Origin of the sequence: Pseudomonas inefficax (assembly GCF_900277125.1) — a bacterium.
GTDB lineage: Bacteria > Pseudomonadota > Gammaproteobacteria > Pseudomonadales > Pseudomonadaceae > Aquipseudomonas > Aquipseudomonas inefficax.
The window spans coordinates 1-13,593 of sequence record NZ_OPYN01000224.1 but is presented as its reverse complement, the minus strand read 5'-3'; the positions used below and the strand labels follow the sequence as shown (position 1 = coordinate 13,593).

The 13,593-nt window shown below is 64.0% G+C and carries 14 protein-coding genes; 4 read left to right on the top strand and 10 right to left on the bottom strand.

Annotated features, from left to right (window positions below):
- Positions 1–33 precede the first annotated feature (33 nt).
- On the bottom strand, positions 34–639 hold the full coding sequence (locus tag JV551A3_RS27780) for an LPS-assembly lipoprotein LptE (RefSeq protein ID WP_112253618.1): 606 nt from the start codon (positions 637–639) through the stop codon (positions 34–36).
- 60 nt (positions 640–699) lie between these two features.
- Positions 700–3,306, bottom strand: a complete 2,607-nt coding sequence (gene leuS / locus JV551A3_RS27775) for a leucine--tRNA ligase (RefSeq protein ID WP_133975645.1) — start codon at positions 3,304–3,306, stop codon at positions 700–702.
- A gap of 227 nt (positions 3,307–3,533) precedes the next feature.
- Here leuS and JV551A3_RS27770 point away from each other — a divergent pair, with 227 nt between their 5' ends.
- Both JV551A3_RS27770 and JV551A3_RS27765 read left to right on the top strand, forming a co-directional pair.
- On the top strand, positions 3,534–3,848 hold the full coding sequence (locus JV551A3_RS27770) for a hypothetical protein (protein ID WP_112253616.1): 315 nt from the start codon (positions 3,534–3,536) through the stop codon (positions 3,846–3,848).
- Positions 3,849–3,984: 136 nt separating this feature from the next.
- Positions 3,985–4,746, top strand: coding sequence for a YdcF family protein (locus JV551A3_RS27765; RefSeq protein WP_133975643.1), 762 nt, complete (start codon positions 3,985–3,987; stop codon positions 4,744–4,746).
- 126 nt (positions 4,747–4,872) lie between these two features.
- Here JV551A3_RS27765 and lnt read toward each other — a convergent pair whose 3' ends face one another.
- From lnt to JV551A3_RS27740, 4 genes are read right to left on the bottom strand one after another with little or no spacing between them, the layout of a single operon-like run.
- Positions 4,873–6,390 (bottom strand): apolipoprotein N-acyltransferase, encoded by a 1,518-nt coding sequence (lnt, locus tag JV551A3_RS27755; RefSeq protein WP_133975641.1) that lies wholly within the window; start codon positions 6,388–6,390, stop codon positions 4,873–4,875.
- An 8-nt stretch (positions 6,391–6,398) separates the two neighbouring features.
- Positions 6,399–7,238 (bottom strand): HlyC/CorC family transporter, encoded by an 840-nt coding sequence (locus JV551A3_RS27750; RefSeq protein ID WP_046613214.1) that lies wholly within the window; start codon positions 7,236–7,238, stop codon positions 6,399–6,401.
- A gap of 25 nt (positions 7,239–7,263) precedes the next feature.
- On the bottom strand, positions 7,264–7,737 hold the full coding sequence (gene ybeY, locus JV551A3_RS27745; RefSeq protein WP_133975639.1) for an rRNA maturation RNase YbeY: 474 nt from the start codon (positions 7,735–7,737) through the stop codon (positions 7,264–7,266).
- Positions 7,730–8,728: a PhoH family protein gene (locus tag JV551A3_RS27740; protein ID WP_112253612.1), complete on the bottom strand. Its 999-nt coding sequence runs from the start codon at positions 8,726–8,728 to the stop codon at positions 7,730–7,732. The genes ybeY and JV551A3_RS27740 overlap by 8 nt, the downstream gene beginning before the upstream one ends.
- Positions 8,729–8,978: 250 nt before the next feature.
- On the opposite strand from JV551A3_RS27740, the gene JV551A3_RS27730 reads away from it, so the two are divergent.
- Complete coding sequence (locus JV551A3_RS27730; protein ID WP_016489346.1) at positions 8,979–9,305, top strand: DUF1820 family protein; 327 nt, start codon at positions 8,979–8,981, stop codon at positions 9,303–9,305.
- Between the two features lie 4 nt (positions 9,306–9,309).
- Here JV551A3_RS27730 and JV551A3_RS27725 read toward each other — a convergent pair whose 3' ends face one another.
- The 4 genes from JV551A3_RS27725 to JV551A3_RS27710 all read right to left on the bottom strand — a co-directional run bounded on the left by JV551A3_RS27725 (position 9,310) and on the right by JV551A3_RS27710 (position 12,845).
- The gene (locus JV551A3_RS27725; protein WP_133975631.1) at positions 9,310–9,855 is read right to left on the bottom strand and encodes a tetratricopeptide repeat protein; all 546 of its coding nucleotides are present in this window, start codon (positions 9,853–9,855) and stop codon (positions 9,310–9,312) included.
- 257 nt (positions 9,856–10,112) lie between these two features.
- A complete protein-coding gene (gene hemL / locus JV551A3_RS27720; protein WP_133975629.1) occupies positions 10,113–11,396 on the bottom strand; it encodes a glutamate-1-semialdehyde 2,1-aminomutase in 1,284 nt (427 codons plus the stop codon).
- A 14-nt stretch (positions 11,397–11,410) separates the two neighbouring features.
- On the bottom strand, positions 11,411–12,034 hold the full coding sequence (gene thiE, locus JV551A3_RS27715) for a thiamine phosphate synthase (protein ID WP_025340753.1): 624 nt from the start codon (positions 12,032–12,034) through the stop codon (positions 11,411–11,413).
- 13 nt (positions 12,035–12,047) lie between these two features.
- Complete coding sequence (locus tag JV551A3_RS27710; RefSeq protein WP_133975627.1) at positions 12,048–12,845, bottom strand: hydroxymethylpyrimidine/phosphomethylpyrimidine kinase; 798 nt, start codon at positions 12,843–12,845, stop codon at positions 12,048–12,050.
- Positions 12,846–13,110: 265 nt separating this feature from the next.
- On the opposite strand from JV551A3_RS27710, the gene JV551A3_RS27705 reads away from it, so the two are divergent.
- The coding region (locus JV551A3_RS27705; RefSeq protein WP_328592122.1) for a 7TMR-DISMED2 domain-containing protein at positions 13,111–13,593 on the top strand (483 nt) is incomplete at its 3' end.

Genomic DNA, 13,593 nt, shown 5'->3' with positions numbered 1-13,593 from the left:
CAGGCGGGGCACCCGAAGGTACCCCGCTCGGGCTTAGTTGCCCGGTACTTCCAGTGGCGACTGCTGAGGCGTCTCGGCCTGCTGGCGGCGAGCGGCGTCCAGTGCAGCGGCTTCGGCCTTGGCACGCTCGTCGGCCTGACGCTGCAGCTCGTCCAGTTGGGACGGGGTCAGCATCTGCAGGCGAACGACCATGGCGTTGACCAGGTCGCGGCGCATTTCTTCGCGGGCGCGGTCGGCTTCCTGCTCGGAGCCGGTGATGTTCGAGCCGTCACGCAAGTAGATCTTGCGCACTTCCAGCTTGTCGCTCATCAGCTCCAGGTTGTTCAGGCCCTGGATGCTGTAGTTCAGCACGGTGGTCAGCTCGTACTCGGCAGTACGGTTGCCGCTGTTGTAGGTCGCCGAGCGCTCGCGCTCCTGCTCGTTGGTCAGCACCAGGCGGTACGGTGCGCCAGCGTGCACGTTGACGCCGCTGCGCTCCAGTACTTCACGCAGCTGAACCACGGTCGGGCCGTAGGCGTTGCGTGCGCTGACGTCCATTTCCTTCACGCTCAGCTCGGTAGAGCCGGTGCCGCGCAGCTGGAAACCGCAGGCGCTGAGCATGACCGCCAGGCCAATTACCAGCAAATTGCGTTTGATCATGTTGTTGCTCCCTTGTGGGCCTGTTCGCCCGCCCGCAGTGGCTGCGGGCGGGCGTTGCCATCAGTTGGCGACGATGTTGACCAGCTTGCCCGGAACCACGATAACCTTGCGGATGGTCAGGCCATCGATGAAGCGCAGGACGTTCTCGTTGCTGCGCGCGGCGGCTTCGATTTCTTCGCGGCTGGCGGCGGCCGGCATTTCGACCTGGCCACGCAACTTGCCGTTGACCTGCACCACCAGAGTGACGGTGTCCTGTACCAGGGCCGCCTCGTCGACGACTGGCCAGCTGGCGTCGATGACGGCCTGCTGGTGGCCCAGCTGTTGCCACAGCTCGTGGGAGATGTGCGGGGTGATCGGTGCCAGCAGCAGGGTGACGGCCTCGAGGCCTTCCTGCAGCAGGGCGCGGTCCTGTTCAGTGGCCTGCGGGGCCTTTTCCAGCACGTTCATCACGGTCATCACCTGGGCGATTGCGGTGTTGAACTTGTGGAACTGGCCGACGTCGGTGCTGGCCTGCTTGATGGCAGCGTGGATGGCGCGGCGGATGACCTTTTGCTCGTCGTCCAGGGCGGCGATGTCCAGCTTGCCTGCCGGGCCTTGAGCCACGTGGGCCTGGGCCAGGCGCCAGACACGGCGCAGGAAGCGGCTGGCACCTTCGACGCCGGAGTCGGACCATTCCAGGCTCGCATCAGGTGGCGAGGCGAACATCATGAACAGGCGGCAGGTGTCGGCGCCGTACTGATCGATCATCGATTGCGGGTCGACGCCGTTGTTCTTCGACTTCGACATCTTCTCGGTGCCGCCGATTTCCACCGGCAACCCGTCGGTCTTCAAGCGGGCGCCAATGATCTTGGCCTTGGCATCACGCTCGATCTCGACATCTGCCGGGTTGAACCAGTCCTTGCCGCCGTTGCTGGCCACACGGTAGTAGGTTTCGGCGACCACCATGCCCTGGGTCAGCAGGTTCTTGAACGGCTCGTTCGAGGTGACCAGGCCTTCGTCACGCATCAGCTTGTGGAAGAAGCGCGCGTACAGCAGGTGCAGGATGGCGTGCTCGATACCGCCGATGTACTGGTCGACCGGCAGCCAGTGGTTGGCCGCTTTCGGGTCGACCATGCCACCTTCGTAGTTCGGCGAGGCGTAGCGGGCGAAGTACCAGGACGACTCGACGAAGGTGTCCATGGTGTCGGTTTCGCGCTTGGCCGCGGTGCCGCATTTCGGGCAGCTGCACTCGTAGAATTCAGGCATGCGCGCCAGTGGCGAACCGGCACCGTCCGGCACCACGTTCTCCGGCAGGGTGACCGGCAGCTGGTCTTCCGGCACCGGTACGTCGCCGCAGGACGGGCAGTGGATGATCGGGATCGGGCAGCCCCAGTAGCGCTGGCGGCTGATACCCCAGTCGCGCAGGCGGAACTGGGTACGCGATTTGCCCAGTTCCTTGCGGATCAGGGCGGCTTCGATGGCGTCGAAGGCACCGGCGAAGTCCAGCCCATCGAACTCGCCGGAGTTGATCAGCTGGCCGTGCTCGCCATAGGCGGCCAGCCACTCGCTGCCGACTTCATCGCCAGCGCTGGTGCGTACCACGGCCTTGACCGGCAGGTTGTACTTGTGGGCGAACTCGAAGTCGCGCTCGTCGTGGGCTGGCACGGCCATGACGGCGCCATCGCCGTAGTGCATCAGCACGTAGTTGGCGACCCATACCGGCAGCTTCTCGCCGGTCAGCGGGTGCTCGACCAGCAGGGAAGTGGCCATGCCCTTCTTCTCCTGGGTGGCCATGTCGGCTTCGGCAACGCTGCCGCTCTTGCACTCGTCGATGAACGCCTGCAGCGCCGGGTTGCCCTGGGCGGCCTGGGTGGCCAGCGGGTGTTCGGCGGCGACGGCGACGTAGGTGGCGCCCATCAGCGTGTCGGGACGGGTAGTGAAGACCTTGAGGGTGCCTTCGTGGCCGATGCTGGCCAGGTCGTAGGGGAACTGCACTTCCATGCCGCGCGACTTGCCGATCCAGTTGCGCTGCATGGTCTTGACCTGCTCAGGCCAGCCCGGCAGCTCGTCGAGGCTTTCCAGCAGCTCGTCGGCGTAGTCGGTGATGCGGAAGTAGTACATCGGGATTTCGCGCTTTTCGATCAGCGCGCCCGAACGCCAGCCACGGCCATCGATGACCTGCTCGTTGGCCAGTACGGTCTGGTCCGCCGGGTCCCAGTTCACGGTACCGTTCTTGCGGTAGATGATGCCTTTCTCGAACAGGCGGGTGAACAGCCACTGCTCCCAGCGGTAGTAGTCGGGCTTGCAGGTGGTGACTTCACGTGCCCAGTCGATGGCCAGGCCCAGGCTCTTGAGCTGGGTCTTCATGTAGTCGATGTTTTCGTACGTCCACTTGGCCGGGGCGACGTTGTTCTTCATCGCCGCGTTTTCCGCGGGCATGCCGAAAGCGTCCCAGCCCATCGGCTGCAGGACGTTCTTGCCCAGCATGCGCTGGTAGCGGGCAATCACGTCACCGATGGTGTAGTTGCGCACGTGGCCCATGTGTAGCTTGCCGCTCGGGTACGGGAACATCGACAGGCAGTAGTAGGTGTCCTTGCCTGGCTGTTCGGTAACAGCGAACGATTGTTGCTCGTCCCAGAACTTCTGGGCGGCGGCTTCGATATCACGGGGCGTGTATTGTTCGTGCATGGCTACTTTTTGCTGAGAGGGAAGAGACCTTGTTCCAGGCAGCGGAACCTCGCTGCGTCCGGCACTCCGGTGTCGTTTAGAGTGAACGCCGTAGCATACAGCAGCGCCGCGCATCGTGGGAAACCTTCGTTGCGAATGCCCGCTGGTCGCGGCACACGGCTGCTTTTTGCAACGACGCTAAGCTCAGGTGTGGGGGGAGATATTCTTATCTTCAATGAGGTGAACGGATGGGAGAGACGCAGCTACCCGCAATCAGACCGGAGCTATACGAACGCCTGATCGACCGGCTTGGCCTGGCACTGGAAGTGGCCAGGACCTCGGTGCGATTGCGCGACGAGATGCCAGCCGAGCTGGAGTTGCGTGGCCTGAGCCACGCAGAGTTCGAAGTGATCAAGGCCTACCTGGATTCCCTCCCGGAGCGCCACAATGCCTGTGTCGGCAGTTACCCACAAGCGGAGCCGACATCGGCCAAGATCATCTGGCTCAAGGACAAGAAACGCCCCGCCAGCACGGCGAGATCCAGGACGCTGCCACATCGCTAGCCGTTCAGGACGCCAGGCGCAGGCTATCGCGCGCCGGTTCTTCAAAATTTGCACAGCTCACGATCGGCGCCGGCCGCACCCTTGTTGACCGGCGTCGATCCTTCTAGGCTGCACGCCTGCCAAGGAGGTGTAGCCAATGCCGATCCGATTCTTCGTCAAACAATGGTTGATGCCGCCAGGCGTCTTGCTCCTGCTGCTGCTCGTGGCGTGGTGGCTGCGCCGCCGTCGGCCCAGGCTGGCAGCGCTGTGCTTTGCCGTGGGCGTTGGTGGCCTGTGGCTGATGAGCCTGCCGCTGGTGGTGCAGGAAACCGCTCGTGTGCTGGAGACGGAAGCGCCGCTGGCGGTAAGCGATTGGGCCGGCCTGGCAAGCCGGGCGGATGCCATCGTGGTGCTGGGCGCGGGACGAGAGCGCGGTGACCCAGCCTGGGGCGGTAGCGACCAGCCCACAGCCACAGCGCTGGAGCGCCTGCGCTTTGCCGCGCGGCTGGCCAAGGCTTCGGGTTTGCCGGTGCTGACCAGTGGCGGTTTGCACTATGGTACGCCGCCGAGCGAGGCGCGCTTGATGGCTGATCGCCTGCGTGAAGATTTCGGCGTCGAGGTGAAATGGCGGGAGGAGGGCAGCCGCACGACCTGGGAGAATGCCCAGCTGACGGCCAAGGTGCTGCAGCCGTTGGGAATTCACCGGGTGGTTGTGGTGACCCAGGCGTGGCACATGCAGCGCTCGCGCTGGAGTTTCGAGCAGGCGGGGTTCGAGGTGGTGCCGGCGCCGGTCGGGTTCCTCGGGCGTGATCATGCGCGGCCGTTCGGCGGGTTGCTCCCGGAGAGCCGGGCGATGTGGCAGAGCGGGCAGTTGCTCAATGAAGTGGCGGGGCTGGTGGGGTATCGGCTGTTTTACTGAGCCTTGTATTGCTTGTACCGGCCTCTTCGCGGGCTTGCCCGCTCCCACAGGTTCATCACAGCCCTTGAGGCGTGCGCAGTACCTGTGGGAGCGGGCAAGCCCGCGAAGAGGCCGGTACAGGAAAGCTCAAACAGTCTTGGCTATACGGCCCGCCAGCAACGCCCAACCCAGCAGCAATGCACAGACAATCGCCAGTGGCCACGACCGCCATTGCAGGTACGGCGTCAGCTGCTGCATCGGCACTACCTCGCCATACAGCACCGCCTGCTGGAACTGCGGAATCTGCGTGGTAATGCGGCCAAACGGGTCGATCAGCGCGGTCACGCCGTTGTTGGTGGCGCGGATCATCCAGCGCCCGGCTTCCAGCGCCCGCATCTGTGCCATCTGCAGGTGCTGCAATGGGCCGATCGAGGTGCCGAACCAGGTGTCGTTGCTGATGGTCAGCAGCAGGTCGCTACGTGCCGCCAGGCCAGCAGCGAATTCGGGGTAGACCACTTCGTAGCAGATGTAAGGCGCAATCTGGTAGCCCTTGGCCTGCAACAGCGGCTGGTCTTCCGGGCCGCGGGCGAAGTCCGACATGGGCAGGTTGAAGAACTCGATGGCGCCACGCAGCATGTCCTGCAGCGGCACGTACTCACCAAACGGCACCAGCTTCTGCTTGAGGTAGGTGCCATCGCCTTCACCGGTGACGGTAATGCCGTTGTAGTAGCGGCGCTGGTGGTGCACCACTTCACGCACCGGCACGCCGGTAATCAGCGCCGAATGCCGCTCGGCGGCGAACCGGCCCATCACATCGATATAGCCCTGGGCCTGGTCCTTGAGCACCGGAACCGCGGTTTCCGGCCACACCAGCAGGTCTACCGGCCTGGAGCTGAAACTAAGGTCACGGTACAGCGCCAGTTGCGCGTCGATGTGCGCCGGGTCCCATTTCAGGTCCTGCTCTACGTTGCCCTGGATGGCCGCCACTTTCAACGGATCGCCCGCCGGCTTGGTCCAGGCATGGCCCTTGAGCACCAGGCCCAGCACCCAAGGGGCCAGCAACAGCAGGCAGCCCACCGCCAGGAACGAGGGGCGGGCACGCAGGCGGTGCAGGTTGCACAGCAGCGCAGCGGTCAGGGCCAGGGCAAAGGAAATCAGCCATACGCCGCCCAGCGGTGCCAGGCCGGCCAGTGGGCCGTCCAGCTGGCTGTAGCCGGCATAGAGCCATGGGAAACCGGTCAGGAACCAGCCGCGGAAGGCCTCTTGCAGCAGCCACAGAGCGGCAAAGCACAAGGCGTCGGCCAGTGGTGCTTCGGTCCGCCGCAACCAGCGTGCCCACAGCCAGGTGGGCAGGGCGAAGAACCAGGCCAGGGCGGCGAAGAACGCCAGCAGTAGCAGGATTGCCAGCAGCGGCGAGGCGCCGCCGTAGGTATTCATGCTGACGTAGATCCACCAGGTGCCGGCACCGTACAGGCCGAAGCCGAACCACCAGCCACGCCACATGGCCTGGCGCGGGCTGAGCTCGCGCAGGCCGAGGTAGAGCAGGGCGATGGACAACACGGCCAATGGCCAGATGTCGAATGGCGCCAGGGCCAGGAGGGTGGAGGCACCGGCCGCCAGGGCCAGCAGGTTACCGGGCCAGCCGGGGCGGGTGATCCAACGCATGTTTGTCCTTAACGGGTGATCGGTGTCAGGCGCAGCAAGTGTATCCGCCGGCTGTCGGCATTGAGAATACGGAACTTGTAAGGGCCGATCTCGGTGGTCTCGTTGCGCTTGGGCAGGTGACCGAAGGCGCTCATCACCAGGCCGCCGACCGTGTCGAACTCGTCATCGGAGAATTCGCTGTCGAAAAACTCGTTGAAGTTCTCGATCGGGGTCAGCGCCTTGACCAGGAAGTCACCGCTGGGCAGCGGCTTAATGTAGCTGTCTTCCTCGACGTCATGCTCGTCCTCGATGTCGCCGACGATCTGCTCCAGCACGTCCTCGATGGTGACTAGGCCGGCCACGCCGCCGTACTCGTCGATGACGACGGCCATGTGGTTATGGTTGGCGCGGAATTCGCGCAGCAGCACGTTCAGGCGCTTGGACTCGGGCACGAAAGTGGCCGGGCGCAGCAGGTCCTTGATGTTGAAGCTGTCGCCGTTCTCTTTGAGGATAAGTGGCAGCAGGTCTTTGGCGAGCAGGATCCCGAGCACATCATCGTGGCTTTCGCCGATCACCGGGTAGCGCGAGTGCGCGGCGTCGATCACCGCCGGCAGGAACTCCCGGGGCGATTGGCTGGCCTTGATGCTGATCATCTGTGAACGCGGCACCATGATGTCGCGAACCTGCAGGTCGGCCACCTGGATGGCGCCTTCGACGATGGTCAGCGCTTCGCTGTCCAGCAGTTTGTTCTGATGGGCTTCGCGCAGCAATTCAAGGAGTTGCTGGCGGTTTTTCGGCTCATGGGCAAAAGCCTGGGTCAGTTTACCCAGCCAGGACTTCTGCCCGTTGCTCGATCGATCTTCGCTCATGGCGGTTCTCGTGATCCTTCGTGTATCAGTGTGTGAGGGTGTCGGTTTCATCGTCGGCGTACGGGTCGGGATGACCCAGTTCTGCCAGCAATTCCCGTTCCAGGCCTTCCATTTCCTCGGCTTCCTCATCCTCGATGTGGTCGTAGCCGAGCAGGTGCAGGCAACCGTGGATGACCAGGTGTGCCCAGTGCGCTTCCAGCGACTTGCCCTGTTCGGCGGCTTCGCGCTCGACCACCGGCACGCAGATCACCAGGTCGCCCAGCAGCGGGATATCGAGCAGGTCGTCGGGGACGTCGGCCGGGAACGACAGCACATTGGTCGCGTAGTCCTTGTGCCGGTAGGTGTGGTTCAGCTCGCGGCCTTCGGCCTCGTCGACCAGGCGAATGGTCATTTCCGAGTCGGCGCTGCGCTGGCGCAGGGCCAGTTCGCACCAGCGGCGAAAGGCGGTGTCATCCGGGGCGGCAGCATCCGTGGCCCGTTGAATATCGAGTTCAAGCATCTTTGCCGGGCGCCTCGGGCTTGGCCTGGCGGGCATCGAAGCGGTCGTAGGCCTCGACTATGCGCTGCACCAGTGGGTGACGAACCACATCTTTGGGTTGGAAGTGGGTGAAACTGATCCCCGGAACGTCCTTCAGCACCTCGATGACGTGCGCCAGGCCCGACTTGGTGCCACGGGGCAGGTCGACCTGGGTGATGTCACCGGTGATGACCGCGGTGGAGCCGAAGCCGATACGGGTGAGGAACATCTTCATCTGTTCCAGCGTGGTGTTCTGGCTCTCGTCGAGGATGATGAAGCTGTTGTTCAGGGTACGGCCACGCATGTAGGCCAGCGGGGCGATCTCGATCACCTGGCGTTCGATCAGCTTGGCCACGTGCTCGAAGCCGAGCATTTCGTACAGGGCGTCGTACAGCGGGCGCAGGTACGGGTCGATCTTCTGGGCCAGGTCGCCGGGCAGGAAGCCGAGCTTTTCGCCCGCTTCGACCGCCGGGCGCACCAGCAGGATACGGCGCACCTGTTCGCGCTCCAGCGCGTCCACGGCACAGGCAACGGCCAGGTAGGTCTTGCCGGTACCGGCCGGGCCGATGCCGAAGTTGATATCGTTGGCCAGGATTTCCTTGACGTAGCGCTGCTGGTTGACGCCGCGCGGGCGAATGTTGCCCTTGCGCGTGCGCAGCGACACGCTGACCTCGTTGACGGCCGGGTTGTCGATGTTCTCGACGGTCGATTCCTGCAGGTACAGGTGCACGGTTTCCGGGGACAGGTCGCTGGCCTTGGTCTCGCGGTAGAGACGGCGCAGCAACTGCTCGGCAGCGGAGGTGGTCTTGGGTTCGCCGATCAGCTCGAACTGATTGCCGCGGTTGCGGATCTCGATGGCCAGGCGCTGTTCGATCAGGCGCAGGTGCTCGTCGAACTGGCCGCACAAGTTGGCGAAACGGTGGGCCTCGAAAGGTTCGAGGATGAAACGATGGGGTTCTATGGGTGCGTTCAAGGTCGTTTTTAGCCGCTCGACGGCAATGGATGTGAGCTCAAGAATAACCCTTGAATGGCAGTGGCGAAAGCACTGAAACGATCAAGGGTATGTGTGGCCTGTTCTGGCCTCTTCGCGGGCACGCCCGCTCCCACAGGTACCGCACCGCTTCGAAGATGGATGCAATACTTGTGGGAGCGGGCGTGCCCGCGAAGGGGCCGGTACAGGTATGATGCACCCCTTTTCTTACGCATGTGTTATTTCACCGAACATGAGCAAGCGCGAACCTGCCATCTATAAAGTGATCTTCCTCAACCAGGGGCAAGTCTTCGAGATGTATGCCAAGCAGATCTACCAGAGCGACCTATGGGGGTTCCTGGAGATCGAGGAGTTCGTGTTCGGCGAGCGCTCGCAGCTGGTGGTGGACCCAAGCGAGGAGAAGCTCAAGAGCCAGTTCGAGGGGGTGATCCGCAGTTTCGTGCCGATGCACTCGATCGTGCGCATCGACGAGGTGGAACGCCTGGGCACGGCGAAGATCAGCGAAGCCAAGGGCGGCGGCAACGTGATGCCATTCCCCATGCCGATGCCGGAAAAGTGACCACTCAGGGCAGTGGCGAGAACGGCGTGCGCCCTTCGGCGTTCTGCAGCTCCAGCAGGTACTTGCGGAAGATCTGGCCGAGCACCTGGGTGGCATGCTCCAGTTCGTCGCGGGGCATCTGCTCGGTCACTTCGTCGGCCATGTCCAGCGCGTCCTCGGCGCCGTTGACCGCGGCCATCTTCAGCAGGATGTAGGCCTGCACATTGTTGGCCTTGACCCCTTCGCCACGGAAGAACATGGCGCCCAGGCGGTACTGGGCCTCGGCATGGCCTTGCAGCGAGGCCTTTTCGAACCAGTTAAGGGCTTTGCCCAGATTTTTCGGCGTTTGCGTGTAGTAGTACTCGCCCAGTTCGAATTGCGCCTGGGCATCCCCACTGGTTGCCGTCTGCTCACAAGCCTTGAGGGCGTTTGCCAGGTCTTCGGGCTGGACATTCAAGGTGCAGCGGCCCGTCGCCGGAATGAGCAACGAGTTACCGCCCTCTGCCAGGGCCAGCAGGGGCTGAAGAAGCAACAGGCAGCCCAGGGTCAGGGCGCGGCCGGTGCGGTTCATGGGGATCGACTTACCTCTGCAAAGCTGCGGCCAATGTCTCTGGTGGCACATTATGGGATAAGCAGCGCCAACCTTACAAAGTTTTACTCGATTTTCTGCTTGGTTGGGGAAGTCAGCTGATTGTGCATGGGTATTTGTTGCCTGTACCGGCCTCTTCGCGGGCTCGCCCGCTCCCACAGGGATCGCACCATTTTCAAGGTTGGTGCAGAACCTGTGGGAGCGGGCGTGCCCGCGAAAGGGCCGGTACGGGCTGACAATTACTTCAGGGCTGCAAAAGCCTTCTCAGCCGCATCCAGGGTAATCTGCAGCTCTTTGTCGCCATGGGCGATAGAGGTGAAGCCGGCCTCGAACGCGCTAGGCGCCAGGTACACGCCACCATCGAGCATCAGGTGGAAGAAGCGCTTGAAGCGCTCGGCGTCGCTGGCCATCACGTCTTCGAAGGTGACGATGTCGTCGGCACCGCTGAAGTACAGGCCGAACATGGCACCGGCCTGGGTGGTGACGAACGGCACGCCTGCGGCATCGGCGCGCTGTTGCAGGCCGTCGAGCATGCGGCTGGTGTAGTCGGTCAGCTCGGCGTGGAAGCCCGGGCGGCTGATCAGCTTCAGGGTGGTCAGGCCAGCGGCCATGGCCAGCGGGTTACCCGACAGGGTACCCGCCTGGTACACCGGGCCGAGCGGGGCGATGCAGCCCATGATTTCACGCTTGCCGCCGAAGCAGCCGACCGGCATGCCGCCGCCGACGATCTTGCCGAAAGTCGACAGGTCCGGCTTGATGCCGTAGTGCCCCTGGGCGCCGCCGAGCGAAACGCGGAAACCGGTCATCACTTCGTCGAAGATCAGCACCACGCCGTGCTTGTCGCACTGCTCCCGCAGGCCTTCGAGGAAGCCTGGCGCTGGCGGTACGCAGTTCATGTTGCCGGCTACCGGCTCGACGATGATGCAGGCTACGGTCTGGCCGACTTCGGCCAGGGTTTTCTCGACGGCGGCGATGTCGTTGAACGGCAGGGTCAGGGTGTGCTTGGCGAAGTCGGCCGGCACGCCTGCCGAGCTCGGTACGCCCTGGGTCAGCAGGCCGGAGCCGGCTTTTACCAGCAGGCTGTCTGAGTGGCCGTGGTAGCAGCCTTCGAACTTGATGATGGCGTCACGGCCGGTGTAGCCACGGGCCAGGCGGATGGCGCTCATGGTGGCTTCGGTGCCCGAGCTGACCATACGCACCATCTCCATGGACGGCACCAGCGAGCAGACCAGGTCGGCCATCTCGGTTTCCATGGCGGTCGGGGCACCATAGGACAGGCCGTGCTCCAGCTGCCTGCGTACCGAGTCCAGTACCTGCGGGTGGCCGTGGCCGAGGATCATCGGGCCCCAGGAGCCGACGTAGTCGACGTAGCGCTTGTCATCCTCGTCAACGACGTAGGCGCCTTCGGCATGCTTGAAGAACAGCGGCGTGCCGCCAACGCTCTTGAAAGCGCGGACCGGCGAGTTGACGCCACCGGGGATGTGCTTCTGGGCTTGGGCGAACAGGGCTTCGGAACGGGACATGGGGTTCTCTCGAATCAGGATGCGAACAAGGCGTTGAAGGCGCGGGCGCGGCGGGTGACTTCCTGCGCGCTGTCGGCACCGAACAGGCCGTGGATCACCGCCAGCAGGTCGGCGCCATGGGCGACCAGCGGGGCGGCGTTGTCGAGGGTAATGCCGCCGATCACCGCGATCGGCAGTTTCACCTGGGCGCGGGCCTGCTCCAGCAGTTCGATGTTGGCAGCGGGTGCACCCGGCTTGGTGACGGAATTGAAGAAGCGGCCAAAGGCCACGTAGCTGGCGCCTTCGCTGGCAGCCTGGGCGGCCAGTTCGAGGCTGGCGTGGCAGGTGGAACCGATGATCGCCTGGCGGCCGAGCAATGCGCGGGCCGGGGTCAGCGGGCCGTCGGTCTGGCCCAGGTGCACGCCGACGCCCAGGCGCGCGGCCAGTTCGGCGTCGTCGTTGATGAGCAACTGGGTGCCGTAGCGCTCGCAGAGCTTCAGCAGCCCTTCGGCTTCACGCAGGCGGCGCGCCGCGTCGTCACTTTTGTCGCGGTACTGCAGCAGGCACACGCCGCCTTCCAGTGCCGCCTCGACATGGGACAGGAAACGGCCAGCGAGCAGCTGGCTGTCGGTGATGGCGTACAGACCGCGTAGCTTCATTGGAGGCCTCGTGTCAGGAACAGAAATCCAGCGGCAGGCGGCGTGGTACGAACTGGCCCTTGCCCAGTTGTTCGGCGTCACGCAGGGTGCGCCAGGTGTAGGCCAGGGCGCTGCGGACGGCGCTTTCCAGCTGCTCGCCGAGGGCCAGACGGCCGGCCAGGGCGCTGGCCAGGGTGCAGCCAGAGCCGTGGTAGCTGCCCGGCAGGCGCTGGCAGGTCCAGGTGTGGCGCTGGCCGTCGCGGCTGTACAGGCGGTTGTGAATTTCGTCTTCGTCGCCGTGACCACCGGTAATCAGCAGGTGTCTACAGAACGGCAACAGTTTCTCGGCACACTCGTCGGCGGTGCCTTCGGGCAGTTCGGCAAGGATGCGGGCTTCGGGCAGGTTCGGCGTGGCGATGGTCGCCAGCGGCAGCAGGCGTTCGCGCAGGGCGTAGCCCACTTCGTCCTTGCCCAGTCGGCCACCACCACCGGCACGCAGCACCGGATCGCAGACCAGCGGCAGATGCGGGTGGGCGGCCAGCAGTTCGGCGACGGTGTCGACCATCTCGATCGAACCGAGCATGCCCAGCTTGACGGCGGCCACCGTAGAGTCGGCCAGCACGGCGTTGGCCTGGGCCAGCACCCACTCGCGGTCGAGCACGCGGAAGTCGGAAACGTTGACGGTATCCTGCACGGTCAGGGCGGTCACTGCGGGTGCGGCGTGACAGCCTTGGGCGATCAGGGCTTCGATATCTGCCTGCAGGCCGGCGCCGCCACTGGGGTCGTGGCCGGAGAGACAGAGGACAACGGGGCGGGAGCTGTAGGTATTCATGGTCGGCGAGCTTACCACCAATCCCGTTTGGGCGGATCGTCCTACAAACGAGTTTTGTTGATCAATAGGTCAGATTTTTGTCGGATATCTTTCTGTAAGCGTTGATTTAGAGCCTTTTCTTTGTGTTTGGATGTGGTCGATTGCCAGGTTGCGAAGCTATGCTAGAGTGCTCGGATAACTCTACAAACGGGTTCTGCCGGATCGTGTCGTCTCAAACGGATGGGAGGCAACCGCGACTCGACTGGACAGGCCATGCTGGGGCTGTATGCGCTATTTGCTGATTGTGCTTCTGGGCTTTCTGCCCATGCTGGCCGGGGCAGTCGACTTCGACGACGCTACCCGGCATCTTCCGCTGGGCAAGGCCATGCAGGTTTATGAAGACCTCGAAGGCAGTGCCAGCATCGCCCAGGTCAGTGCCCCAGGGTTTGCCAAGCATTTTCGCCCCCATCACGAAGACGTGCTGAACGCCGGTTACTCCACCTCGGTGTTCTGGCTCAAGGTCGAGCTGCGCCCTCTCGCCGCGCCCGGCGCCGCTCCACGGCAATGGCTGCTGGAGCTGGCCTATCCGCCGCTGGATCACCTCGAGCTGTACCTGCCCGACAGCAGTGGCAGTTACCGCCTTGCCCGGCGCACCGGCGACGCATTGCCCTACCATAGCCGGCAGATCCTGCAGAACAACTACCTGTTCGAACTGCAGCTACCGCCTGGCCAGGTCACTACCGCCTATTTGCGGCTGCACAGCCAGGGC

Coding starts and splice junctions, on each gene's coding strand:
- JV551A3_RS27780 (WP_112253618.1), bottom strand. CDS start 639: ATGATCAAACGCAATTTGCTGGTAATTGGCCTGGCGGTCATGCTCAGC.
- leuS (WP_133975645.1), bottom strand. CDS start 3,306: ATGCACGAACAATACACGCCCCGTGATATCGAAGCCGCCGCCCAGAAG.
- JV551A3_RS27770 (WP_112253616.1), top strand. CDS start 3,534: ATGGGAGAGACGCAGCTACCCGCAATCAGACCGGAGCTATACGAACGC.
- JV551A3_RS27765 (WP_133975643.1), top strand. CDS start 3,985: ATGCCGATCCGATTCTTCGTCAAACAATGGTTGATGCCGCCAGGCGTC.
- lnt (WP_133975641.1), bottom strand. CDS start 6,390: ATGCGTTGGATCACCCGCCCCGGCTGGCCCGGTAACCTGCTGGCCCTG.
- JV551A3_RS27750 (WP_046613214.1), bottom strand. CDS start 7,238: ATGAGCGAAGATCGATCGAGCAACGGGCAGAAGTCCTGGCTGGGTAAA.
- ybeY (WP_133975639.1), bottom strand. CDS start 7,737: ATGCTTGAACTCGATATTCAACGGGCCACGGATGCTGCCGCCCCGGAT.
- JV551A3_RS27730 (WP_016489346.1), top strand. CDS start 8,979: ATGAGCAAGCGCGAACCTGCCATCTATAAAGTGATCTTCCTCAACCAG.
- JV551A3_RS27725 (WP_133975631.1), bottom strand. CDS start 9,855: ATGAACCGCACCGGCCGCGCCCTGACCCTGGGCTGCCTGTTGCTTCTT.
- hemL (WP_133975629.1), bottom strand. CDS start 11,396: ATGTCCCGTTCCGAAGCCCTGTTCGCCCAAGCCCAGAAGCACATCCCC.
- thiE (WP_025340753.1), bottom strand. CDS start 12,034: ATGAAGCTACGCGGTCTGTACGCCATCACCGACAGCCAGCTGCTCGCT.
- JV551A3_RS27710 (WP_133975627.1), bottom strand. CDS start 12,845: ATGAATACCTACAGCTCCCGCCCCGTTGTCCTCTGTCTCTCCGGCCAC.